The following is a 23848-nucleotide window of genomic DNA, read 5'->3' as shown; positions in this document are numbered from 1 at the left end:
GGGCGTCCGCCCGTCCCGCTACGCGTCCGCCGGGCGGCGCGGCTCGCGCCACATGCCCCAGAGCATCGGGCCGTCGCCGGGCAGCGGCACCTCCTCGCGCACGGTGAAGCCGAAGTGCTCGTAGACGGGGAGGTTCGCCGCCTTGGAGGACTCCAGGTAGACCGGCATGCCGGCCGCGTCGGCCTGGGCCAGGCCCGAGCGCAGCAGCGCGGCTCCATGACCCTGGCCCTGCGCGGCCGGGTCGGCGCCGATGAGCGACAGGGACCAGTGGGGCTCCTGGGGCGTGTGCGCGGCGGCGGTCTCGACGGCCGCCCCGAACTGCGCGACCCGGTCGCCGAGGATGCCCTTGAGCTCCTCGATGGTGTCCGCGTCGGGCACGGCCTTCTCCTGCGCCTCGGCGGGCACCCAGAAGGAGGCGGCGGCGCCGGTGCGCTCGCACACGCCGTGGTGGACGTACTGGCGGGTGAAGAGGGTGGTGAAGTAGCGGTCCAGCGAGGCCGCGCGGGTGGCGTCCTCCGGGAAGAACCAGCGCATCATCGGGTCGTCGTCGAACGCGCGGGTCAGGATGCCGCCGATGAGCGCGGCGTCGTCGACCGTGGCCGTCTTGGGTACGTTCGTCATGGTCATGGGCGTCATTCTGCCCCGAGATGATCTTGGTCTTCGGGGTGGGGTCCCGCTTCCCGCGAGCCCCGGGAGCGGGCCGCCGTCAGGCGCGTCCCGCGGCCTTCTGGCTGCGCCGGGACAGCGAGTCGACGACCACGGCGGCCAGCAGCACCGAGCCGGTGATCATGAACTGGACCGCGTTGCTGACGCCCATGATGTTCATGCCCGACTGGATCGAGCCGATGACCAGGGAGCCGAGCAGCGCCGACCAGACCGAGCCCCGGCCGCCGAACAGGCTGGTGCCGCCGATGACGGCGGCGGCGATGACGTTCATCAGCAGGTTGCCGCCGCCGGAGGTCTGGCTCGCCGACTGGATCTGGCCGGCCAGGAAGAGCCCGCCGACCGCCGCCATCACGCCGGAGACGGTGAAGACGCTCATGCGGATGAAGGGCACGCCGATGCCGGCGCGGCGGGCCCCCTCGATGTTGCCGCCGACGGCGAAGATCTGGCGCCCGTACCGGGTGCGCCGCAGCACGAAGTCCAGGACCACCAGCAGGATCAGGAAGATCAGCAGCGCCAGCGGGAGCCCCTGGTACTGGTTGAGGATGTACGCGGCGGCGAAGGCGATGGCCGCGATCACGCCCGTGCGCAGCACGATCTCGGCGACCGGCCGGGAGGGCACCCGGGCCGCCCGGCGGCGCCTGGCGTCGAGCAGCGAGGCGAGCAGGAAGAGACCGACGCCGACGCCCGCGGCGGCATAGGCGGCCGCCGGGCTGTGGAAGATGGTCGAGTACAGCCGGGAGACGATGCTCTCGCTGGGGATGTTGACCGTGCCGCTGCTGCCGAGCACTTGCAGCATGAGGCCGTTCCAGGCGAGGTTGCCGGCCAGGGTGACGACGAAGGCGGGCACGCCCACCTTGGCGAAGAAGAAGCCGTGGATGAGGCCGACGGCCGCTCCCCCGGCCAGGGCGACCAGCAGCGCCAGCCACTGGTTCATGCCGTTGATGACGTTGAGCACCGCGAAAATGGCCGCGCACAGGCCGCTGACGGAGCCGACCGAGAGGTCGATCTCGCCGAGCAGCAGGACGAAGACGATGCCGACGGCGATCATGCCGGTGCCGACGATCTGCTGGCTGAGGTCGGAGAGGTTCTGCGCGGAGAGGAAGGCGCTGTTCAGGCTGCCGAACACCGTCCAGATGACGACGACGGCCACGACGACGGGCAACGAGCCCAGTTCGCCGCTGCGCAGCTTGCGGCGGAACTCGGTGACGTAACCGCGCACTCCCTTCTCACGGACGATCAGGCGGCTGTCGACGGCGGGCATCGCCTCGGGGGCCGCCCGGTCCCGGTCGCCGGAGCCTCCGGAGGGCCTCGTCACGGCTCCTCCCGGCGGTCCCCCCGGGCCTCCCGTTCCTCGCGGATACGGGCCTGGCGGCGGGTGACGGCGCTGTCGCCTGCTCCGGTGATCGCGGAGATGATCTCCTCGGTGGTGGTGGAGCTCTTGTCGAAGACGCCGTTGTTCCGGCCGAGCCGGAGCACCGCGATCCGGTCGGCGACGGCCATCACGTCCACCATGTTGTGGCTGATGAGGATGGTGCCCAGGCCGTGGCCCCGGAGGCGTTCGACGAGGTCGAGGACCTCGGCGGTCTGCTCCACGCCGAGTGCGGCGGTCGGCTCGTCCAGGATGACCACCTTGGGGTCGCCGATGAGGGACCGCGCGATGGCCACGGTCTGGCGCTGGCCGCCCGAGAGGGAGGCCACGGGGATACGGACGCTGGGGATGCGGATGGAGAGGGTGTCGAGCAGCTCGCGGGAGCGCCGCTCCATGCGGACCTCGTCGAGGATCCCGAAGCGGCGCAGTTCCCGGCCGAGGAAGAGGTTGCCGACCACGTCGAGGTTGTCGCACAGGGCGAGGTCCTGGTAGACGGTGGCGATGCCGAGGTTCTGGGCGTCGTGCGGGCGGCCGATCGAGACCGGCCGCCCCTGCCACTCGATGACGCCCTCGTCGGGCGGGTTGACCCCGGCGATCGACTTGACGGCGGTCGACTTTCCGGCGCCGTTGTCGCCGACCAGGGCGACGACCTCGCCGACGTGGACCTCCAGGTCGAACCCGGAGAGCGCCTGGACCGCGCCGAACCGCTTGGAGATCCCCCGCAGGGTCAGCACAGGTGCTTCCGGCACGTCCACCGCCTCCGACTACATCAGGCCGGCCTGCTTGCACGCCGCCTGGTAGGCCGGGGTGCAGATCTCCTGGACCGTGTACATGCCGTCCTTGACGACCGTGTCCTGGATGTTGGTCTTGTTCACGACGACCGGCTTCAGCAGGTTGGACGGCACCTTCTGGCCGCTGCCGCTGGTGACGGTGACGGGGGTCAGGGCGGCGGGCGGCGTCTTGCCCTGGGCGTAGTCGACGGCCATGGTCGCGGCGATGTCGGCCTCGGGCTTGTACGGCTTCTGGACGGTGATGGTCTGGGTGCCCAGCAGGATCCGCTGGATGGCGTCGAGTTGGGCGTCCTGGCCGGTCAGCGGCACGTGCATGCCGGCCGCCTGGAGAGCGGTGGAGATACCGGCGGCCAGACCGTCGTTGGCCGAGTAGACACCGACGATCTTGTCCTTGCCGAGGGCGCTGATGGCGCCGGACATCTGCTGGTTGGCGTTGTTCGGGTCCCAGTTGGGGGTGTCGTACTCCTTGCCGATCTTCACCTTGCCGTCGAGCACGGAGTGCGCGCCGGCCTTGAACTCGGCCGCGTTCGGGTCGGTCGGCGACCCGTTGTGCATCACGATCTCGCCGCTCTGGGCCTTGGCGCCGAGGGCGTCGAGCAGCGCCTTGCCCTGGAGCCTGCCGACCTCGCGGTTGTCGTACGAGACATAGGAGTCGACCGGGCCCTGCGCGAGGCGGTCGTAGGACACGACCTTCACGCCCGCGTCATGGGCCTTCTGCACGGAGGACTGGATCGATTTGGCGTCCACCGCGTCCAGGATCAGCACCTTGTCGCCCTTGGCGAGCGCGGTGTTGACCTGCTGCTGCTGGGTCGTGGCGCTCTCGGCGGCGTTGTAGTAGTCCACGTGGGCGCCCGGGGCCAGCTCCTGGATCTTCTGCTCGATGTAGGGCCGGTCGAACTTCTCGTACCGCGTGGTCTTGCTCTCCGGGAGCAGCAGACCGATCTTCACGTCGGTGGCCATCGTCGACGCGGACGCGGGAAGGACTCCGCTCGTCGACACCACTCCCAGAGACAGGACCGCGGTGCCCGCCAGAGTGATCGCGGCGCGCAATGTACGGGTCATGGGAGGCTCCTTTCGCACGCCGCGCGATTCCGCCTCCGAGACCGCGGGGGCGCGGGCGCGCCTCTGGCCTATATCTCGACACTAGACCCAACCCTGAGGGGCGACCATTCGCCGTCGGCGCGGGGAATCCGGGGGCGCGGTCCGTCTCACCTGGGGTGGCCGCCGGGTCACGTCCCGTGCCGGTCGCTCCACCGGATCCGGACGCATTGGGCGGCGGGCGCGTGAATTCACGCCATTGACCGCGGAAGCACCACCCGCGCGGTCCGCGGGGGTTCACGATCTGAGCTCATTGTCCATTCGCATCGGACAGATGGAGCGCTCGTGTCGCGAAACGTTTCCCCTTCGCCCGTGCTCATCGAGAATCCCACCATCGACTTCTCCAGTGCCCCGCAGCGCCGGCCGCTGCGGCACCTGGGCCGCCCCTCGCTGCGCACCTCGGTCTCCGGCACCCGGCGGCGCGCCCATGGCGAGGCGCCGCGGGTCCTGCTCCTCGTGCCCTCGTACACGCGGGTCGTGGAGCCCTCTCCGGAACGGAGCAGCTTCCGGGCGCTCGGCCTGGACACCTTCGAGGTCATGAAGCGGGCCGGTACGCCGATCGGCCTGCTGCGCATCGCCACCAACGCCCGGCTCTCCGGCTTCGAGGTGAAGATCGTCGACTCCCCCTTCGCCGGCTGGGAGCAGGAACGTCACCTGGTCGACCTCGGCGGCGGCAGCAACCTGGTCCGCTACGGCCTCGACGACGCCCAATTACGGGCCGTCATCGAGGAGTTCGATCCGGACGTGGTCGGCGTCCAGTGCATCTACACCGTCCAGTGGGGCAACGCCCGGGCCCTCGCCGATCTGATCAAGGACATCGACCCGTCGATCGTGACGGTCACCGGCGGCGCGCACCCGAGCGGCGACTGGCGCTACTCGGTGCCCGACTCGCCCTTCGACCACGTGGTCATCAACGAGGCCGACCAGACCTTCACGGCGCTGCTCCAGGCGCTGACCGAGGAGGGCGGCGACATCGACGCCGTGCCCGGCCTCGCCTACCGCCGCGCGGACGGCGCCGTGGTCCGGACGACGGCCTCCTCCCCGTACATGCGGATCCTGCCGAAGCGGCAGGGGCTCGACCAGCGTCTCGGCATGATGCCGCTGCCCGACTTCGGGCTGCTGGACATGCGCCAGTACGAGCAGGCGTACCACTCCTCGGGCAAGCGGGTGCGGGCGCACGGCTCGTGGGCGCAGATCTTCTCGACGATCGGCTGCAACGTCGGCTGCGACTTCTGCTACATCCCGATGGTGAACGGGCCGTGGCGGGCGCTCGGCCACGACTGGTTCGATCTGCACCTCGCCGAGATCACCAAGCAGGGCGTGACCGAGGTCCTCATCGAGGACGACCATCTGCTGCACGACCCGCTGTACGCGATGCGGGTCTTCGAGCTGCTGCGCAAGCACGATCTGCCGTGGGTCGAGGAGGGCGGCCTGAGCCTGTTCAACCTGGTGCTGCTGCACCTGGGCGAGAAGTTCGCCGCCACGATGGCCGAGTCGGAACGGCGCAACCCCAACTTCCGCAACGTGCTGGCCGCGATGCGCGACGGGCTGACCTGCCGGGACCTCATCAGGGCCATGGCGGACGGCGGCTGCTACAGCGTGTACCTCGCGGTGGAGAGCGCCAACGAGGACAGCCTGGAGCAGTCGGGCAAGCCGCGGCTCAACGCCTTCCAGCAGGCCACCGGTGAAATCGTCGAGATGTTCACCGAGTACGGCATCCAGGTCACCGGCGGCTTCATGCTCGGCTTCGTCAATCCGCCCGAACGGCCCGGCGCCGCGCCGTACATCGAGTCCCTTGAGCAGATCGAGAAGACGATCGACTACGCGGTGACGCTGATGGGGCACGGCATGGCGTACGCGAACCCGTTCATCGTCACCCCGCTGCCGGGGACCAAGATGTGGGACTTCCAGAAGGACTACGTCGTACGGCACTACGACAACGGCTGGTCGCACGAGAAGGCGACGATGGCCACGGAGAAGTGGACGGCGGAGGACATCGAGCGGATGCGTCTGGAGCTCCTCGTCCGGGCCAACGGCGCCGACAAGGTGACCGAAATGGTCCGCAGGGGGACCTGGCCGGTGGACGCCTGACCGGTCCCCTAGGTCCCCCTAGGTCCCCTAGGTCCCCTAGGTACGGCGGCGCGCCGCGCGCAGGGCCTCGGCCGAGGCCAGCAGCGCGCCGCCGGTGATCAGCACGCAGGCGACGGCGACGGGCCAGCTCCCCGCGGCCCGTCCCGTCGCCACCAGCAGGCCGGTGGAGAGCAGCGGGGCGAAGTAGGAGACCGTGCCCAGGAGCCGGATGTCGCCGTGCTTGGTGCCGTGGTCCCAGACGTAGAAGGCCCCGCCGACCGGTCCGACGCCCAGGGCGAGCACCGCGAGCCACTGCCAGCCCTCGGGCCGGACGGTGGTCTCGAAGAGCAGGTGGGCGACGGCGGCGAGGGCGGCGGTGGCCAGGCAGAAGAAGGCCACGGCGTCGGTCGGGACCTGCGGGTAGCGCCGGTTGGCGACCGAGTACACCGACCAGACGACGGCGCAGACGGCGGCGGCGACATAGCCGAGCAGGTACGCGCCCTGGAAGCGCACGCCCTGGCCGCCGGTCACGAGCAGGAAGGTGCCGGCGAGGCCGAGGACCGCGCCGGCCATGTGCCACCAGCGCAGCCGCTCGCCCGGCAGCAGCGCGGAGAACACGACGATCAGCAGCGGCCACAGATAGGCGATGAGCCCGGCGTCGACGGGCGGGGCGTTGCGCAGGGCCAGGAAGTAGAAGAAGTGGTAGCCGAAGAGGCCGCCGATGCCGAGCACCCAGGCGCCGGCGGGCAGCCCACGGGCCAGGGCGGCGCCGCCGCGCAGGGCCCTCGGAAGCCCGATGAGCCCGCCGACGGCGAAGGCCATGGCGGTGAGCTGGAACGGCGGGATCCGCCCGGTGAGCGTCGTGAAGAGGGCGAGCGACGCCCACAGCAGCACCGCCACGCCGCCGACCGCGGTCGCTCTGAGGCGGCGCCCCGGAGTGGCGGCGGGGCCGCCGTCGTGCGGCCCGCCCCCGGCGATGACGACCTGCTGCCGTGCGTCCTGTGCGTCCACGTGCTCCCCACTCCGTCGGGTCCGGTGCCGCTCTGCCCGTCGACGACTATCGGGGAGGCGGGAGGGGGCGCACCACCGGCACCTGCGCTTTCCGGACAGCCGGGGCGGCGCTCCCGAAGTGGGCTTTGCATGACCATGCGTCTTGATGCATAATATTGCCATGTCTAAGGTCCTCACCTCCCTCCCGGTCGGCGAGCGCGTCGGCATCGCCTTCTCCGGCGGTCTCGACACCTCGGTCGCGGTCGCGTGGATGCGCGACAAGGGCGCCGTGCCCTGCACCTACACCGCCGACATCGGCCAGTACGACGAGCCCGACATCGCCTCGGTGCCCGGCCGCGCCCAGGCCTACGGTGCCGAGATCGCGCGCCTGGTCGACTGCCGGGCCGCGCTCGTCGAGGAGGGCCTGGCCGCGCTCGCCTGCGGCGCGTTCCACATCCGCTCGGGCGGCCGCGCCTACTTCAACACCACCCCGCTCGGCCGCGCCGTCACCGGCACGCTGCTCGTCCGGGCGATGCTGGAGGACAACGTCCAGATCTGGGGCGACGGCTCGACCTACAAGGGCAACGACATCGAGCGGTTCTACCGCTACGGCCTGCTGGCCAACCCGCACCTGCGGATCTACAAGCCGTGGCTCGACGCGAACTTCGTGACCGAGCTCGGCGGCCGCAAGGAGATGTCGGAGTGGCTGCTCGCCCACGGCCTCCCCTACCGGGACAGCACCGAGAAGGCGTACTCCACCGACGCCAACATCTGGGGCGCCACCCACGAGGCCAAGACCCTGGAGCACCTGGACACCGGCGTCGAGACCGTCGAGCCGATCATGGGCGTGCGGTTCTGGGACCCGTCGGTCGAGATCGCCGCCGAGGACGTGACCATCGGCTTCGACCAGGGCCGCCCGGTCAGCATCAACGGCAAGGAGTTCGGCTCCGCCGTCGACCTGGTCATGGAGGCCAACGCCATCGGCGGCCGCCACGGCATGGGCATGTCGGACCAGATCGAGAACCGGATCATCGAGGCCAAGAGCCGTGGCATCTACGAGGCCCCCGGCATGGCCCTGCTGCACGCCGCGTACGAGCGGCTCGTCAACGCCATCCACAACGAGGACACCCTCGCCCAGTACCACAACGAGGGCCGTCGCCTCGGCCGGCTCATGTACGAGGGCCGCTGGCTGGACCCGCAGGCGCTGATGGTCCGCGAGTCCCTCCAGCGCTGGGTCGGCGCGGCCGTCACCGGCGAGGTGACCCTGCGGCTGCGGCGCGGCGAGGACTACTCGATCCTCGACACCACGGGCCCCGCCTTCAGCTACCACCCGGACAAGCTGTCCATGGAGCGCACCGAGGACTCGGCCTTCGGCCCCACGGACCGCATCGGCCAGCTCACCATGCGCAACCTGGACATCGCCGACTCCCGCGCCAAGCTGGAGCAGTACGTCGGCCTCGGCCTGATCGGCACCGGCAGCCCCGCGATCGGCGCCGCCCAGGCCGCCGCGACCGGTCTGATCGGCACCATGCCGGAGCTGCCCGAGGGCGGCGCCGAGGCCATCGCCTCGCGCGGCGAGGTCTCGGCCGAGGACGAGCTGCTGGACGCCGCCGCGATGGAGTCCGGCACGGACTGACCCGTACCGCCTCCGGGAACGGCCCGACGCCTCTGGCGCCGGGCCGTTCCCATGCCCCCGTACGGTCAGCCGGCCGGCGCGTAGCCCGCCGGGCGCGTCGTGAAGGTGCCGCGGCCCTGGGTGCGGCCGCGCAGCCGGGACGCGTAGCCGAAGAGCTCGGCCAGCGGCACCGTCGCCGTCAGGACCGCCGTACCGCCCCGGGTGGTCGAGTCGGTGACCCGGCCGCGCCGGGCGGACAGATCGCCCAGGACCGTGCCGACGGCCGCGTCGGGCACGGTCACGGTGACCTCCGCGACCGGTTCGAGCAGGGTCATCGCGCTCCGGCGGAGCGCCTCGCGCAGGGCGAAGCGGCCGGCGGCCCGGAAGGCGAGCTCGGACGAGTCCTTCACATGGGTCGCCCCGTCGGTGAGCGTGACCCGGACGCCCGTCACGGGATGACCGCCGAGCGGGCCCTCGGCGAGGGCGTCACGGCAGCCGGCCTCGACCGCGCGGACGAACTCCTGCGGGACGCGCCCGCCGGTGACCGTCGAGCGGAAGACGAACTCCGCCGCGTCCAAGCCCCCTTCCAGGGGTGCGACGTCGATGACGACCTGGGCGAACTGGCCCGCGCCGCCGTCCTGTTTGACGTGCCGGTACGTGAGCCCGCTGACGCCCGTGGCGACGGTCTCCCGGTACGCGACGCGCGGCCGGCCGACCGTGACCTCGAGCCCCTGGGCGCGGCGCAGCTTCTCCACCGCCACCTCCAGGTGCAGTTCGCCCAGGCCGGAGAGCACGGTCTGGCCGGATTCCGGGTCGGTGCGCACGACCAGCGACGGGTCCTCCTCGGCGAGGCGGGCCAGCGCCCCGGCGAGGCGTTCGATGTCGAGGCCGCGCCGGGCCTCGACGGCCACGGAGACGACCGGGTCGGCGGAGACGGGCGGTTCGAGCAGTGTCGGCGCGTCCGGGGCGCAGAGCGTGGCGCCGGCGCGGGCCGCCTTCGGGCCCGCCACGGCGACGATGTCACCGGCCACGGCCTGGTCCGCCTCGGTGGTCCGGTCGGCCTGGACCCGCAGGATCCGGGCGATCCGTTCGGTGCGGCGCGCGGCGGTGTCGAGCACGGTGTCCCCCTTTCGGATCGTTCCCGCGTAGACGCGGAGGTAGGTCAGGCGGCCGGTGGGCGTGCTGCTCACCTTGAAGGCGAGCGCGGTGAAGGGCGCCTCCGGGTCGGCGGGGCGTTCCCCGCGTACCGGCGGCAGGTCGGTCGGCGCGGGCAGGTAGGCGACGACGGCGTCGAGCAGCGGTTCGATCCCCCGGTTGCGGTAGGCGGAGCCGCACAGCACGACGAGGGCCTCGCCGGAGAGGGTGAGGTCCCGCAGCGCGGCGGCCAGGGCGGTGTCCGTGAGCGTGCCGCGCTCGCAGTACTCCTCCAGGGCCGGGGCGTGCAGTTCCGCGACCGTCTCCGTCAGGTGCCGGCGGCGGCGTTCGGCCTCGTCCCGCAGGTCCCCGGGCACGGGTCCCTCGGTGTACGTGTCGGCTCCGTCGGGCCACTCGTACGCCCGCATGCGGACGAGGTCGACGACGCCGGTGAAGGCGGACTCGCGCCCGATGGGGAGCTGGACGGGCAGCGGTACGGTGCCGAGCCGGGTGCGCAGGGAGTCCACGGCGGTGTCGAGGTCGGCGCCCGCGCGGTCCAGTTTGTTGACGAACGCGATCCGCGGGACCCCGTGCCGGTCGGCCTGGCGCCACACCGACTCGCTCTGCGGCTCGACGCCCGCCACGCCGTCGAAGACGGCGACGGCGCCGTCGAGGACGCGCAGCGCGCGCTCGACCTCGTCGGAGAAGTCGACGTGGCCCGGTGTGTCGATCAGGTTCAGCCGGTGTCCTGCCCAGTCGCAGCTGACCGCCGCGGCGGAGATGGTGATGCCGCGGTCGCGCTCCTGCGGGTCGAAGTCGGTGACGGTGGTGCCGTCGTGGACCTCGCCGCGCTTGTGGACGGCGCCGGTGAGGAAGAGGAACCGCTCGGTGAGGGTGGTCTTGCCCGCGTCGACGTGGGCCAGGATGCCGAGGTTGCGCAGCAGGGTACGGGCGGTACGCATGAGGATGGTCCTTCGCGTGCGAAGCGGTGTGCCGGGCAGCGCGATTCCCGTGACGGTGGGCACGCGGAGGAGCGGGGAGCCTGCGGGGATCGGTCTTCGTCTCGGGTCAGCGGTGCCGGCCGCGCAGCGGGCACCGGACGGACGAAGAGGCCAGGATCACGTCGTACCGGGCACGGGAGACGACGGCGGCGTTGACGGTGACGTCGGTACGCATGGTCGGCTCCCTTCGTTTCGTGGCTCTGCGGTGGTGACGTGAGGGGCCTTCCGGCCCGCTTCGGGGAGTGTAGGGAGAAGCGGGCCGGGGTGAACAACGGTTTTCCGGAAGGTGGTTCGGGGGTCAGCCCTTCGCCCCGTAGTACGCCTCGATCGGGCGGCGTGCCTCGTCGAAGAGGGCCGGGCCGTCCTGCGGGAGGGTCGGCCAGGCGCCCGACTCCGGGTTGAGGGCGACGAGTTGCTCCGTGGCCAGCGCGAAGACGACCCGGCCGACACCGGAGCGCACGAGGGCGCCCGCGCACATGCCGCAGGGCTGGCAGCTGGTGTACAGGGTGGTGCGGGCGGCCGTCTCGGGGTCGAGTTCGCTCGCCGCCCAGCGGGCCAGCTTGAGTTCGGGGTGCGCGGTGATGTCGTCGTCGCGGCGCACCGTGTTGTGGGCCTCGGCGAGGACGGTGCCGTCGGGTCCGGCGAGCAGGGAGCCGTAGGGCGCGTCGCCCAGGGTGACGGCGCGGGCGGCGAGGTCGACGGCGCGGCGCAGCAGCTTCTCGTCGGCGGGGCTGATCACGGTGCGGTCCTCCGGTGTGCGGCGAGGGTGGTGAGGTCCCGCCAGGCCGTGTGCGGCCTGCGGGTGGTCTCGGGGTCTCCGTGGTAGGGGTCGAGCACGACGGTCCCGGCGCCGAGCAGGCGGAGCTGTTCGAGGTCGTCGAGGACCTGTTCGATGCTGCCGACCCCGGCGAGCCGCTCGGGATCGGCGGGGTCGGCGGGCTCGGGGGTCAGCCGCAGCGCGATCCGGGGCGCGAACCCGGGCAGCTCGTGGCTCCCCACGACCGCGCGCATCCAGGGCAGGGTGCCCCGCAGCGGGTGCCAGGCGTCGCCGAAGCGGACCGCGCGGCGGATCCCCGCCTCGCTGTTGCCGCCGACCCACAGGGGTACGGAGCCGACGCCGGCCTCGCGCAGGGCGGCCAGGTGCGCGTCGGTGAGGCGCCCGCGCCGGGCGAAGGGGACTCCGAGCGCCTCGTACTCCTGCCGGGCCCATCCGACGCCGACCCCGAGCACCAGGCGCCCGCCGCTGAGCGCGTCCAGGTTGGCCGCCATGCGGGCCACCAGGAGGGGGTGCCGGTACGGCAGGACGAGCACGGTGGTGCCGAGCCGCACCCGTTCGGTGACACCGGCGAGCCAGGACAGCGTGGTGAACGGCTCGTAGAACGGCTCCGGGTAGCGCTCGGCCACGTCCGGGGTGACGGCCACGTGGTCGGAGACCATGAGCAGGTCGAAGCCGAGGCCCTCCACGACCCGGGCCCAGTCGCGCAGCACGCCGGGGTCGGTGCCGGGGCCGAAGTTCGGTACGTTGACGCCTAGTTGCATGCCCCGGAGGCTATCCCGGCGATCATGGACGGCTGAAGACCTTTCTCCCCGTGCTGGGGCCCGTCCTCCGTGGATTTCCCGGTAGGATCGCGCCATGACCGTGGATCCCGACGCACGCGCCGACCTCGACGACGTCGACTGGGCGATCATCACCCAGTTGCAGCGCGAAGCCCGCGTCTCGCTCAGCGAGTTGGGGCGCCGGGTGAGCCTGAGCCCGTCGGCCACCACGGAACGGGTGCGGCGGCTGGAGGCGCTGGGGGTCATCACCGGCTACCACGCGACGGTCGACCTGTCGAAGGCCGGCTATCCGGTGCTCGCCGTCGTCCGGTTGAAGTACCCGGGCAACCGCCACCAGCCGTTGCGCCACCTGCTCGCCGAGCGGCGGGAGATCCTGGAGTGCCTGCGGACCACCGGCGACGACTGCTACACCCTCAAGGTGGCCGCGACCTCCATGCCGCACCTGGAGGCGCTGATGGACGAGCTGGCCGGCTTCGGCTCCACGGCCACCAGCGTCGTCTACAGCCAGACGCTGCCGTTCCGGGGGCCCGCCCGGCCGTGAGGCGCCGGGCTCCCGGGGCCGAGATGCCGACCCGCCTACGAGGGCGAACAATTGGGTGAGGAGGCACGAGCCAAGGAGGCCGTACGGCTACCGGCGCCGTCGCCGTCGCCTCCGCTCGGGGACTCCCCTACCGGAACGTGGCCACGTCATGAGCGCACAGGCCCCCGCCGCGGGCGGGCTCGCACCGCGTAAGAGTGTCCTCTACCGGATCGGGCACTGGTGTGCCCGTCGGTTCGTCGTCGTCATCGTGCTGTGGCTGGCGGCCCTGGTGGGCCTCCAGCTCGTGAACAGGGCGGTCGGCGGGCAGTACTCCGACAACTTCACGCTCCCCGGTGTGCAGTCGGCCGACGGTCTCGCCGTCCTGAAGGCCCACGATCCGGCCGCCGGCGGATACGGCGCCCAGATCGTGCTCAACGACCCCTCGCAGCCGCTCACCAAGGAGGCGTCCGCCGTGAACTCGGCGGTCGCCTCGCTGCAGAAGCTGCCCGACGTGCTCAGCGCCCAGAACCCGCTGCCGCCGCCGGGCACGCCCCCGCCGACGAGCCCGTCCTCGGTGCCGAACACCGGGCCGCTGTCCACCGACGGGAAGACCGCGTACATCACCGTGCGCTTCAGCGTGCCGCCGTCCACCCTCGGCACCGACTACCTCAACGGCGTGGACACGGCGGTCAAGCCGCTCCGCGACGCGGGCGTCACCGTCGAGTACGGTGGCCCGCTCGGCGAACTGGCCAGGCCCGCGCCCGACGACCGCACCAGCGAGGCGATCGGCTTCGCGGTGGCGATCGTGGTCCTCCTGATCGGCTTCGGCAGCGTCATCGCCGCCGTCCTCCCGCTGGTCACCGCCCTCATCGGAGCGATCTGCGGACTGGCGCTGCTCGGCCTGATGGCGGCGGCCTTCACCTTCGGCACGGTCTCGCCGACCCTGGCGACCATGATCGGCCTGGGCGTCGGCATCGACTACGCGCTGTTCCTGATCACCCGGCACCGCCAGAACCTCATGGACGGGCACGATCCCGCCGACTCCGCCGGTCTCGCCACGACCACCAGCGGCCGGGCCGTGCTTGTCTCCGGCTGCACCGTGATCATCGCCCTGTCGGGGCTGTGGGTCTCCGGCGTCACCTTCATCGGCAAACTCGGGCTCGCGGCGGCCTTCACCGTGGTCACCGCCGTCCTCGCCGCGCTGACCCTGGTCCCGGCGATGCTGGGCCTCGTCGGCCGCCGCATCGACCGCTACCACGTGCGCAAACCCGTCGCCGAGACCGACGCCGAGCCGGGCGCCACGGCGCACGGCACCTGGCACCGCTACGCGCAGCGCGTCGAACGGCGCCCCTGGACCTTCCTGACCTGCGGAGTCGTGGCGCTCGTCATCCTGGCGATCCCGCTCTTCTTCATCCAGCTCGGCCACATCGGCGACGGCGCCGACCCCAAGAGCTTCACCGACCGGCGCGCGTACGACCTGATCTCCACCGCCTTCGGGCCGGGAGCCAACGGGCCGCTGACGCTCGTGGTGGACCAGACGGCCGTGCCCCAGGCGGACCGGGCCGCGCTGGCCACGAAGCTCCAGCAGTCGCTCGCCAGCGTCCCCGACGCCGCGTCCATCACGCCCCTGAAGGCCACGCCCGACGGCGACGTCCTCATCGGCACGGCCTACTCCGTCGCCGCCCCGCAGGACCAGCGCACCACCCAGCTCACCGACCACCTCGTCGACGACGTCCTCCCCCAGGCGGTCGCCGGCACCGGCGCCCAGACCTATGTCACCGGCACCACCGCCGCCCAGGTCGACTTCCTGGACATCGTCTCCAGCCGCCTGCCGCTGATCATCGCCGTCGTCGTCGGCCTGGCCTTCCTCGTCATCCTGACCGTCTTCCGCGGCCTCCTCGTCGCGGTCAAGGCGGCCGTCCTCAACGTGCTGTCGATCGCCGCCTCGTACGGTGTCGTCGTCGCCGTCTTCCAGTGGGGCTGGGGCGGCCCGGCGCTCGGCGTCTCCGGCAAGGTGCCCGTCGAGAGCTACGTACCGATGATGATGTTCGCGATCGTCTTCGGCCTGAGCATGGACTACGAGATCTTCCTGCTGTCGCGCGTGCGCGAGGCGTGGCTGCGTACCGGCGACTCCAAGGCGAGCGTCGCGCACGCGCTGGAGATCACCGCCCGGGTGATCACCTGCGCCGCGCTGATCATGGTCAGTGTCTTCGCGGCCTTCGTCATCTCCGACAACATCGTGGTCAAGATGCTGGGCCTCGGCCTCGCCGCGAGCGTCCTGATCGACGCCACGATCGTGCGCCTGCTCCTGGTACCCGCCGTGATGACCCTGCTCGGCGCCCGTGCCTGGTGGACCCCGCGCTGGCTCGACCGCCTGCTGCCCCACCTGGACACCGAGGGCGAGGCCGCGCTGGAGCGCGACACGGCACAGACGCCCGTCCGGCCCAGCTGAGCGGCCCGGCCGGACGGGTCAGGGGGGCGAACACCCTGTGGCAGGCTGGGCCGGTGACCACACATCAGACCTCCGACCGCCTCGTCCTCGGCTGCATGGGCCTCGGCGGCGCCTGGGACCCGACCCCCTACACGCCCGCCGACATCGACGCGGCGGAGGCGACCGTCGAGGCCGCCCTGGAGAGCGGCATCACCGCCTTCGACCACGCCGACATCTACCGGCACGGCAAGTCGGAGGCCGTCTTCGGCGAGGTCCTGGCCCGCGCGCCGGGCCTGCGCGAGCGGATCACCCTCCAGTCGAAGTGCGGCATCCGGCTCGCCGAGGGCGGCCGGCCCGGCATCTACGACCTGCGCGGCGACTCGATCGTGCGGCGGGTCGAGGAGAGCCTCACCCGGCTGCGCACCGACGTCCTCGACGTACTCCTCCTCCACCGGCCCGACCCGCTCGCCGACCCCGGGGAGATCGCGGAGGCGCTGGAGTCGCTCCACCGGCAGGGCCTGGTACGCCGGTTCGGCGTCTCCAACATGAACGCGCCGCAGATCGCCCGGCTCCAGAGCCGGCTCAGCCTGCCGCTCGGCGCCAACCAGCTGGAGATGAGCCTGCTGCGGCGGGACTGGCTGGAGGACGGCGTGCTCGTGAACACCCCGGCGTCGGCGGCCAACGGCTTCCCCGCGGGCACGGTCGAGCACTGCCTCGCCCAGGGGATCACCCTCCAGGCCTGGGGCCCGCTGGCCCAGGGCCGGTACACCGGCCGGCAGGAGACCCCGGAGGAGCACGCCACCGCCGCCCTCGTGGCGGAGCTGGCCGAGGCCAAGGGCACGACCCCGGAGACCGTCGTCCTGTGGTGGCTCCAGCGGCACCCGGCCCGCGTGGTCCCGGTCGTCGGGACGACCAACCCGGCCCGCGTCCGCGCCTGCCGGGACGCGGTGCTCGGCGACCCGAGGCTGACCCACGAGGAGTGGTACACGCTGTGGATCACGGCCCGAGGCGCCGCACTCCCGTAACGCCCCCTCCCCAGGAAAGGACCAGATGACCGCCCGACTACCCCACCCCGCCCCCTCCTTCCAGCTCCTCCCGGGCGCGCCGGACTCGCCCGTCCTGCTGCACGTGCCACACTCCTCGCGCACGGTCCCGGCGGAGGTGCGCGCCGGGATCGTCCTCGGCGACGAGGAGCTGGCGCGCGAGCTGGACCACATCACCGACGCGCACACCGAGGAGATAGCCGCCGAGGCGGCGGCGACGGCGGGCGCGACTCCCTGGCGGTTCGTCAACCGGCTCTCCCGGCTGGTGGTCGACCCCGAGCGCTTCCCCGACGAGCGCGAGGAGATGCTCACGGTGGGGATGGGCGCGGTGTACACCCGCACCACGCACCGCGCCGCACTGCGCCCGGACGGCTTCGACCCGGCGCCGCTCGTCGACCGCTACTTCGCGCCGTACGCCCGGGCGATGACCGACGCGGTCGCCGAACGCCTGGCGGCGGCCGGCCGCGCGGTGATCGTCGACGTCCACTCGTACCCGACCGAGACCCTCCCGTACGAACTCCACGGCGAGGGCCCCCGCCCGCCGGTCTGCCTCGGCACGGACGCCTTCCACACGCCGCCCGCGCTGCTGGCGGCGGCCCAAAAGGCGTTCGCGGGCTTCGGCGAGGTCGGCACGGACAGCCCCTTCGCGGGCACGTACGTACCCCTGGCCCACTACGGGCGCGACCCCCGCGTCAGCGCCCTGATGGTGGAGATCCGCCGCGACCGGTACATGACCGAACCGGGCGGCCCGGCGGGCCCGGGGGTACGGGCCCTGGGCGCCGCCCTCGCCGAACTGGTCGACGCGGTGAGCGCCCCGGTCCGGGGGGAAGCGTAAAATTGGGCGGGTGAGCGTACGCAGGTACGAGCTGGTGTTCTCCGGTGGCGAGGGGGCCGCGGAGGACCTGGTGGTCGTCGAGCGGACCGTCGCCAAAGGGCCCGGCGGGCATCCCGTCTACGCCGACGCGACCGGGATCATCCGGGCCGAGATCAGCGACCGGGACGAGGTGCGCGTCCTCGCGTCCGGCGGGCACCAGGAAGCTCCCGCGGGGGTCGTGGCCCGGCCCCTGCGGGAGAGCGCCTGAGGCCGCGGGGACGCACGGGCGGCGCGGGTCGCCTAAGCTGCCCGGATGACCAGCACAGACCCCACCGAATCCGCTCCGCGCTACGTGCGCGTCACCATCGAGCTCGTCGCCGAGATCACCGACGAGAAGGCGCTCAAGGCCGCCGCCCTCACCCAGGTCCAGGACGACGAGTACCTGGAGGACGACGAGCGCGCCCAGGCCGTCGAGGCCATCGAGGTGGACCCCTCCGGCTCCCTCGCCCACTTCATCGACCCGGTCGCCCTCCTCGGCGCCGTCCCGGGTGTCGAGCTCGCCTCGGCCACCTGGGAGTCCGCGCACACCGAGTTCGACCCGGACGACGAGACCTGGGAGGAGCACTCCCTGGACTGAGCCCCCCGCCCGGCGCGATCCTGTCCCGGTACATCGCGCGAGGGGGCAGCATGAAGCCGCTGGAGTCGGACGACCCGGAGTCGGTCGGCGGGGGCAGATACCGACTGGTCGGGCGGCTCGGCCAGGGCGGCATGGGCGTGGTCTACCTCGGCAGGTCCCGCTCCGGCCGGGCGGTCGCGGTCAAGGTCGTACGCCCCGAGCTGAGCACCGACCCGGAGTTCCTGCGCCGCTTCGCCCGTGAGGTGGCGGCGGCACGGCAGGTCGGCGGCTTCCACACCGCTCCCGTCGTCGACGCCGACCCCCACGCCGATCCCGCCTGGCTGGTGACGGCCTACGTCCCCGGGCCGACCCTGCGCGCGGTCCTGGACCGGGCGGGGGCGCTCCCGGAGGACGGTCTGACCGTGCTCGCCGCGGGTCTCGCGGAGGCCCTGGAGGCGATCCACCGGGCCGGCGTGGTCCATCGCGACCTCAAGCCCGCCAACATCATCGTGGCCGAGGACGGCCCCCGCGTCATCGACTTCGGCATCGCGCGGGCCCTGGACGGCACGGCCGCCCTCACCCGGACCGGACTCCAGGTCGGCACCCCCGGCTACCTCGCGCCCGAACAGCTCACGGGCGGCACCGTCACCCCGGCCGTGGACATGTTCGCGCTCGGGGTGGTGCTCACCCAGGCGGCCGGCGGCTCGCCGTACGGCGACGGCCCGTCGGCGGGATGGCTGTACCGGGTGGTCCACGAGGAGCCCGACCTCAGCGCCGTACCGCCGTCGCTGCGGGACCCCGTCGCGGCCTGCCTGTCCAAGGACCCGCGCGACCGGCCCACCCCGACCGCCTTCCTCCAGGCGCTGACCGTCCCGCACCCCACGGACGGCTGCCTGCCGGAGCGCGACGGGGGCGACGGGGGCGACGGGCCAGCCGCGACGGCCGTCGTCACGGGGCCGCCGCCGGACCCGGGCGCGCCCCCTCCGCCCGGCCCCTCCGCCACGCCGCCCGCACGCCGACGCCCGACGGCCCGACGCACGGCCGTCGGCGGCGCGCTCCTCGTGTGCGCCGCCACGGCGGGTCTGCTGATCTGGCGGCCGTGGACCGGCGCGCCCGGCACCGGCGAAGGCCCGAAGGCCGACGCCCCCGCCGCGCGCCCGGCGCCCGCCGCCTTCCCGACCGCCCCGCTGCTCGTACGGCAGGACACCGCACCCGGCTGGCCGGGGACCTGCCACGGGGTGATCGCGCTCCGCGCGGCGACGGCCGACCGCCCGCGCAGGCTGCTGCCCGACGGCACCTGCGACATCCTGCCGCAGTGGGCTCCGGACCGGCGCTCCTTCGCGTTCACGCGGCTGGCGTCCGGGGGCGCGGCCGTGTGGACGGCGAACGCGGACGGTTCCGGCGAGCGGCGGATCACCGCCATCGCGGGAGGCCGCGTGTCCTGGTCCCCGGACGGCACCCGGCTCGCCGTGCTGCGCGAGAAGGACGGGGTGCGGCAGTTGTTCGCAGTGGACGTCTCCGACGGTTCGGCGCGTCAACTCACCAGCGGTACGCGGCCGGTGGAGGATCCGGCCTGGTCGCCCGACGGGAGCCGGATCGCCGTCTCCCTGGAGACCGCGCCGGGCGACTGGCAGATCCATCTCGTGGACCCGTCCGCGCCGGGCGGCGCCCCGCGCCGGGTGACGCGGCTGCCGCACCCGGCGATGGACGCGGTCTGGTCGCCGGACGGGCGCACGTTCGCGTACACGGCGGGCACGTACCGCAGCGGCACCCAGGGCGACATCCGGCTGGTCGGCACGGACGGGACCGGGGACCGCCCGCTGGTGGTGACCGGGGCCCACGAGATGGATCCGGCGTGGTCGGCGGACGGGCGCTGGCTGGCCTTCGTCCGGGGGCCGTACGAGAAGCCGGCGGTCTGGGCCGTCCGCGTGGACGGCACGGGCGAGCGCAGGCTCACGACCGGCGCCGCGCCGGAGGGCCACCCGGCCTGGCGTTGAGGCGCCCGTACGAGAAACGCCCCGCCTCCGCCGTGTGGTGCGCGGCGGAGGCGGGGCGTGCCGGGTGTGCCTAGAAGGTGAGGTTCCAGGCGTCGACGCGGCCGGTGTCCTGGGTGGCGATGTCCTGGACGCGCAGCTTCCAGGTGCCGTTGGCGACCTCGGACGAGGCGTTGACGGTGTACGTCTTGAGGACGTCGTCGGCGCTGTCGCTGTTGGCGAAGTCCTCCAGCGGGTACACCGTGCCGTCGGGGGCGACGAGCGTGAGCACGAGGTCGCCGCGGTAGGTGTGCTTGATGTCCACGCCGACCTTGAGGGTCGCGGGGGCGTTGCCGGTGACGCCGGAGACGGTGATCGCGCTCTCGACGGTGGCGTTGTCGACGATGGTGACGTCGTTGAGGTTCTCGAAGTACGGGCCGGTGGGCGTGGTGCCGCCGCCGACCGCCTTCAGGGCGTCGACCGCGCCTTCACCGAAGAAGCCGTTCTTCGCCGTGGTGCCGGTGCAGCGGGCGTCGGCGGGGCAGGCCTTGTCGTTCGCCTGGGTGGCGAGCGCGGCGCGGATGTCCGCCGGGGTGTAGGTCGGGTTGACGCTCGCGATGAGCGCCGCGACGCCGGTGACGTGCGGGGAGGCCATCGAGGTGCCGCTCATGTTGCCGTACTTGCCGCCCGGCAGCGTCGAGTAGACCTGGGTGGCACCGTCGCCGCCCGGCGCGGCGACGTCGATGACGCCGTTGCCGAAGTTGGAGTACGAGGCCTTGGCGCCGCCGCTGGCCTGCGCGGCGACGGTCACGACGCCCGGAAGCTCGGTCGGGATGTCGATGCAGGCGTTGGTGATGGTGCGGGTGACCGGGGTGGAGTCGTTGGGGCTCTCCGTGTCGGTCGTCTTGTTCGCCAGGTCGTAGTTGGAGTTGCCGGCGGCGGCGACCTGGAGCGAGCCCTTGCCCTCGGCGTACGCCTGGGCCCGGCGGACGCCCTCGATGATGGCGGCCTGGTCCACGTTGTCGGGGCAGTTGAACTGCCACGGGTCCGTGTAGTAGCTGTTGTTGGTGACCTTGAAGCCGTGGTCACCGGCCCAGACGAAGCCGCAGATGGTGTTCTCCGCGAAGAACAGGCTGCTGGTGGGCTCCGCGATGCGGACCGAGGAGATCTTCACGCCCGGCGCGACGCCGATGACGCCCTTGCCGTTCTTGGCGGCGGCGATCGTGCCGGCCACGTGGGTGCCGTGGGTGCCGACGTCGCGCCAGGCACCGGCGCGGGTGTCCGCCTTGCCGTAGGCGCAGGAGGCGGAGTCGGCGGCGTTGAAGTTGGGCGCGATGTCCTGGTGCTGGTCGTCGACGCCGGTGTCCAGCACACCGACCTTCACCGAGGCGGATCCGGTGGTGACGGCCCAGGCCTGGTCGGCCTTGATCTGGGTCATGTCCCAGCGGTTGGACTCGGTCAGCGTGGTGGCGGACTGCGTGGGGTTCGCGGGCAGCGCCGGGTTGTAGGCGTCGGCGGGGACGTCGGAGGTACGCGTCGCGCCGACCTGCTGCACGCCGGAGACGCCGCGCATGGTGGCGGCGAAGGAGGCGCCGGCGGAGTGGGCCACGATGACGCCGATGGCGTCATAGGCGGCGAAGACGGTGCCGCCGTTGGCGGTCACGGCCGTCTGCGCGGAGGCGGTGGCGCCGGGTGCCGTGATGACCAGGTAGGCGCGGGTGCCGGCGACCCAGGTCCCGGTGGTGGCCTGCGTGACGGCGGCCGTGCGGGTGCTGGTCGCCGCGGCGGGGGCCGAGGGGCCGATCCCGGTCGGTGCGGCCTGGGCGGGGGCGGCGAGGGCGACGGCGGCGCTGACGACGGCGGCGGCCGCGATCGGGAGTCTCAGCCGGCTGGATATGTGGGAAAACAATGCGTCCTCCGATGGCCCGGAGACGCTGGTGGCGCCGTCCGGGTCCTGTGATGTGTGGGGTGGACGCAAGATCCCAGGCCACAGGTACCGGAGGGAAGGATTCTGTCCGACAAGACCTTTTTCGTTACACGTTGTTGATCTGATGTGACAGCAATCCGACGATATTCGGCCGCAGTTGGCGGATAATGACCAGTATGAAGCTGCCCGCCCCCGCGCACGTACTGAACGAGGCCCTGGCCTTCCTCCTGGAGCTCACCGCGCTCGCCCTCCTGGCCGCCTGGGGCTGGCAGACCCCGGACTCCCTCCTCCCCCGCCTCCTCCTCGCCGTGGCCACCCCCGCCGCGGCGGCCACCCTGTGGGGCCTCTTCGCCGCGCCGAAGGCCCGGTTCTCCCTCCCCCTGGCGGGCGTCCTCGCCGTGAAGGCCCTGGTCTTCGGCTCGGCGACGGCCGCGCTGTACGCCATCGCCCAGCCGGGCTGGGCCCTCGCCTTCGGCGTCGTGGCGGTGGTCAACACCGCGCTGGCCACGGTGGATCGGCGGGCGGGACGCGACGGCGGGTGAAGGCGGGCGCGCTCCTGTCCGGCTGAGCGCCCTCGGCCCGCTCAGCCCAGGACGAGCGGCAGCCGTACGGCGAGCGGGCCGAGGGCGGCGGTCTCCTCGTCGGTCGGCGTGCGCCGCCCGGTGCCGACCAGCAGCGCGTCCTCGTCCGTGAAGGACGCGGGGAACGGGGTCCCGGCGATCCGCTCCAGGGACCCGCGCGCCGCCGCCAGCGTCTCGGCCGGCGGCCGGGCCGCCGCCGGGAGCCGGGCGATCAGGTCGAGGTGGTGCAGGGTCCATTCGAGGACGTACGCGGACAGGTAGTCGCCGGCCGTCAGCACCTCGCCCCGGGTGCCCACGAGGGCGGCGGGGTCGGCGAGTTGCGCGGCCCGGCCCGCCGCGGAGCCCACGTCGTCGAGGTGGAACCGCAGCAGCGCGGGGTCGCCGTACGCGGCCGCCAGCCGGGGGATCAGCGCGTCGAGCGGGTCGTCCCCGGTCGGCGGCCCGACCAGCCTCCAGTACGTGACGGCGTCCACGGTCGGCGCGGTCGCGGCGGGCGTGACCAGGGTGATCAGGACGTCCTGGGCGTCGATGACCAGATGACACACCAGGTCCCGCACGAGCCACCCGGCACACCCGGACGGGCGGGCGAAGTCCTCGTCCGGGGTGTCGGCCACCGCCGCGAGCAACGCCGACCAGGAGCGCGAGAAGAGGTCCACGTCGGCACCGTACTAGGCGTTCCAGCCGTCGGCCTCCTCCGCCTCCTTCACCTCCTTCAGGGCCGCCGCCACCGACTCCTCGCCCGCCGGGAGCAGCGGCAGCCGGACGTCCGGGGTGGGGATGCGGCCCTGGGCGTGCAGGACTCCCTTGAGCACGGTGGGGTTGGGCTCGGTGAACAGCGTCGCGGACAGTCTCGCCAGCCGGTGGCCCAGGCTCCGGGCGCGGGTCGTGTCACCCGTACGCCAGGCCTCGACGAGCTCGGCGAAGCGGGCGGTGGCCAGATGGGCCGAGGCGAGGATGCCGCCGCTCGCGCCGAGGGCGAGCATCGGTGAGACGAAGACGTCGTCCCCCGCCAGCACGGCGAAGTCCGGCGGCAGGTCGCCGAGGAGGGTGACGGCGTGCTCGTCGACGGAGCCGGTCGCGTACTTGACCCCGACGACGCCCGGGACGCTCCCCAGCGCGTGCAGGGTGGCGGCGTCGAGCGGCCGGCCGGTGCGGTACGGAATGTGGTAGGCGAGCAGCGGTACGGGGCTGTCGGCGGCGAGCCGCGCGAAGTGGGCCAGCACCCCTTCCGGCGACGGCCGGACGAAGGCGGGCACCGTGACCAGGGCCGCGCGGGCCTCCGGCCACCGCCGGAGCGCGGCGAGCTCCCGGCCGACGGCGTCCGTTCCGCCGCCGCCCGCGCCGACGACGAGCTGGGCGCCGCGCTCGCGGCAGACCCGCGCGCAGGTGTCGACCACGGCCTGCCGCTCGTCGGCGTCGAGGGCGCCCGCCTCGCCGGTCGTACCGAGGGCGACGAGACCGGCGGCGCCGTCGTCCAGGACGGAGCGGGCCAGGCCCGCGAGGGCGTCGAGGTCGGGCCTGCCGTCGCGGGCGAAGGGCGTGATCAGGGGGACATGGATCCCGTACGGGGTGAAGCGCTGCGTGGGTGCGTGTGCCATGTCTCCGAGGGTGGCCGCGCCGGACCCCTCAGGTCCAGTTCGCTTTTCCGATCC

At 72.9% G+C, this 23848-nt stretch carries 21 protein-coding genes; 10 read left to right on the top strand and 11 right to left on the bottom strand.

The features are described from left to right. Positions 1-18 precede the first annotated feature (18 nt). The 4 genes from ABTZ54_RS16485 to ABTZ54_RS16470 all read right to left on the bottom strand — a co-directional run bounded on the left by ABTZ54_RS16485 (position 19) and on the right by ABTZ54_RS16470 (position 3888). The gene (locus ABTZ54_RS16485) at positions 19-627 is read right to left on the bottom strand and encodes a GNAT family N-acetyltransferase (RefSeq protein WP_351663226.1); all 609 of its coding nucleotides are present in this window, start codon (positions 625-627) and stop codon (positions 19-21) included. A gap of 79 nt (positions 628-706) precedes the next feature. Further along, positions 707-1927, bottom strand: a complete 1221-nt coding sequence (locus ABTZ54_RS16480; RefSeq protein WP_351663699.1) for a sugar ABC transporter permease — start codon at positions 1925-1927, stop codon at positions 707-709. Between the two features lie 50 nt (positions 1928-1977). Beyond that, positions 1978-2784, bottom strand: a complete 807-nt coding sequence (locus tag ABTZ54_RS16475; protein ID WP_351663223.1) for an ATP-binding cassette domain-containing protein — start codon at positions 2782-2784, stop codon at positions 1978-1980. Positions 2785-2799: 15 nt separating this feature from the next. Further along, positions 2800-3888 carry a sugar ABC transporter substrate-binding protein gene (locus ABTZ54_RS16470; protein ID WP_351663220.1) on the bottom strand — a complete coding sequence of 363 codons (1089 nt, stop codon included), beginning with the start codon at positions 3886-3888 and terminating at the stop codon, positions 2800-2802. Between the two features lie 348 nt (positions 3889-4236). Here ABTZ54_RS16470 and ABTZ54_RS16465 point away from each other — a divergent pair, with 348 nt between their 5' ends. Beyond that, positions 4237-6015 carry a B12-binding domain-containing radical SAM protein gene (locus tag ABTZ54_RS16465; RefSeq protein WP_351663218.1) on the top strand — a complete coding sequence of 593 codons (1779 nt, stop codon included), beginning with the start codon at positions 4237-4239 and terminating at the stop codon, positions 6013-6015. Positions 6016-6051: 36 nt separating this feature from the next. On the opposite strand, the gene yddG is transcribed toward ABTZ54_RS16465, so the two are convergent. Beyond that, positions 6052-7005 carry an aromatic amino acid exporter YddG gene (gene yddG / locus ABTZ54_RS16460; RefSeq protein ID WP_351663215.1) on the bottom strand — a complete coding sequence of 318 codons (954 nt, stop codon included), beginning with the start codon at positions 7003-7005 and terminating at the stop codon, positions 6052-6054. 160 nt (positions 7006-7165) lie between these two features. Between yddG and argG the strand changes: the two genes are divergently transcribed. Next, positions 7166-8620: an argininosuccinate synthase gene (argG, locus tag ABTZ54_RS16455; protein ID WP_351663213.1), complete on the top strand. Its 1455-nt coding sequence runs from the start codon at positions 7166-7168 to the stop codon at positions 8618-8620. Between the two features lie 65 nt (positions 8621-8685). On the opposite strand, the gene fusA is transcribed toward argG, so the two are convergent. From fusA to ABTZ54_RS16440, 3 genes are all read right to left on the bottom strand, one after another. Further along, positions 8686-10695, bottom strand: a complete 2010-nt coding sequence (gene fusA, locus ABTZ54_RS16450) for an elongation factor G (protein ID WP_351663210.1) — start codon at positions 10693-10695, stop codon at positions 8686-8688. Between the two features lie 337 nt (positions 10696-11032). Then, complete coding sequence (locus ABTZ54_RS16445) at positions 11033-11473, bottom strand: nucleoside deaminase (RefSeq protein ID WP_351663207.1); 441 nt, start codon at positions 11471-11473, stop codon at positions 11033-11035. Next, positions 11470-12273: an LLM class flavin-dependent oxidoreductase gene (locus ABTZ54_RS16440; protein ID WP_351663205.1), complete on the bottom strand. Its 804-nt coding sequence runs from the start codon at positions 12271-12273 to the stop codon at positions 11470-11472. The genes ABTZ54_RS16445 and ABTZ54_RS16440 overlap by 4 nt, the downstream gene beginning before the upstream one ends. A 94-nt stretch (positions 12274-12367) precedes the next feature. Here ABTZ54_RS16440 and ABTZ54_RS16435 point away from each other — a divergent pair, with 94 nt between their 5' ends. From ABTZ54_RS16435 to ABTZ54_RS16405, 7 genes are all read left to right on the top strand, one after another. Further along, on the top strand, positions 12368-12832 hold the full coding sequence (locus ABTZ54_RS16435; protein ID WP_351663202.1) for an Lrp/AsnC family transcriptional regulator: 465 nt from the start codon (positions 12368-12370) through the stop codon (positions 12830-12832). A gap of 148 nt (positions 12833-12980) precedes the next feature. Further along, positions 12981-15263 carry an MMPL family transporter gene (locus tag ABTZ54_RS16430; protein WP_351663199.1) on the top strand — a complete coding sequence of 761 codons (2283 nt, stop codon included), beginning with the start codon at positions 12981-12983 and terminating at the stop codon, positions 15261-15263. 53 nt (positions 15264-15316) lie between these two features. Further along, positions 15317-16267 (top strand): aldo/keto reductase, encoded by a 951-nt coding sequence (locus tag ABTZ54_RS16425; protein WP_351663197.1) that lies wholly within the window; start codon positions 15317-15319, stop codon positions 16265-16267. Positions 16268-16292: 25 nt separating this feature from the next. Next, positions 16293-17120, top strand: coding sequence for an N-formylglutamate amidohydrolase (locus tag ABTZ54_RS16420; protein WP_351663194.1), 828 nt, complete (start codon positions 16293-16295; stop codon positions 17118-17120). Between the two features lie 10 nt (positions 17121-17130). Next, on the top strand, positions 17131-17367 hold the full coding sequence (locus ABTZ54_RS16415; RefSeq protein ID WP_351663191.1) for a DUF6296 family protein: 237 nt from the start codon (positions 17131-17133) through the stop codon (positions 17365-17367). Positions 17368-17412: 45 nt separating this feature from the next. After that, complete coding sequence (locus ABTZ54_RS16410; RefSeq protein WP_351663187.1) at positions 17413-17736, top strand: hypothetical protein; 324 nt, start codon at positions 17413-17415, stop codon at positions 17734-17736. Between the two features lie 50 nt (positions 17737-17786). After that, complete coding sequence (locus tag ABTZ54_RS16405; RefSeq protein WP_351663184.1) at positions 17787-19712, top strand: protein kinase domain-containing protein; 1926 nt, start codon at positions 17787-17789, stop codon at positions 19710-19712. A 70-nt stretch (positions 19713-19782) separates the two neighbouring features. On the opposite strand, the gene ABTZ54_RS16400 is transcribed toward ABTZ54_RS16405, so the two are convergent. Beyond that, positions 19783-21597, bottom strand: coding sequence for a S8 family serine peptidase (locus ABTZ54_RS16400; protein WP_351663181.1), 1815 nt, complete (start codon positions 21595-21597; stop codon positions 19783-19785). Between the two features lie 194 nt (positions 21598-21791). Between ABTZ54_RS16400 and ABTZ54_RS16395 the strand changes: the two genes are divergently transcribed. Beyond that, a complete protein-coding gene (locus tag ABTZ54_RS16395; protein WP_351663178.1) occupies positions 21792-22157 on the top strand; it encodes a YrdB family protein in 366 nt (121 codons plus the stop codon). Positions 22158-22198: 41 nt separating this feature from the next. Here the strand turns inward: ABTZ54_RS16395 and ABTZ54_RS16390 are convergent, their stop codons facing one another. Beyond that, positions 22199-22852 (bottom strand): maleylpyruvate isomerase N-terminal domain-containing protein, encoded by a 654-nt coding sequence (locus ABTZ54_RS16390; protein WP_351663175.1) that lies wholly within the window; start codon positions 22850-22852, stop codon positions 22199-22201. Positions 22853-22864: 12 nt separating this feature from the next. Next, entirely contained in the window at positions 22865-23794 is a 930-nt protein-coding gene (locus tag ABTZ54_RS16385; protein WP_351663172.1) for a dihydrodipicolinate synthase family protein, read from the bottom strand. Positions 23795-23848 lie beyond the last annotated feature (54 nt).

Origin of the sequence: Streptomyces sp. NPDC094032 (assembly GCF_040303965.1) — a bacterium.
Taxonomy (GTDB): Bacteria; Actinomycetota; Actinomycetes; order Streptomycetales; family Streptomycetaceae; genus Streptomyces.
Note: the sequence above shows the minus strand (reverse complement) of the source record. Positions and strands in the feature narration are given on the sequence as shown.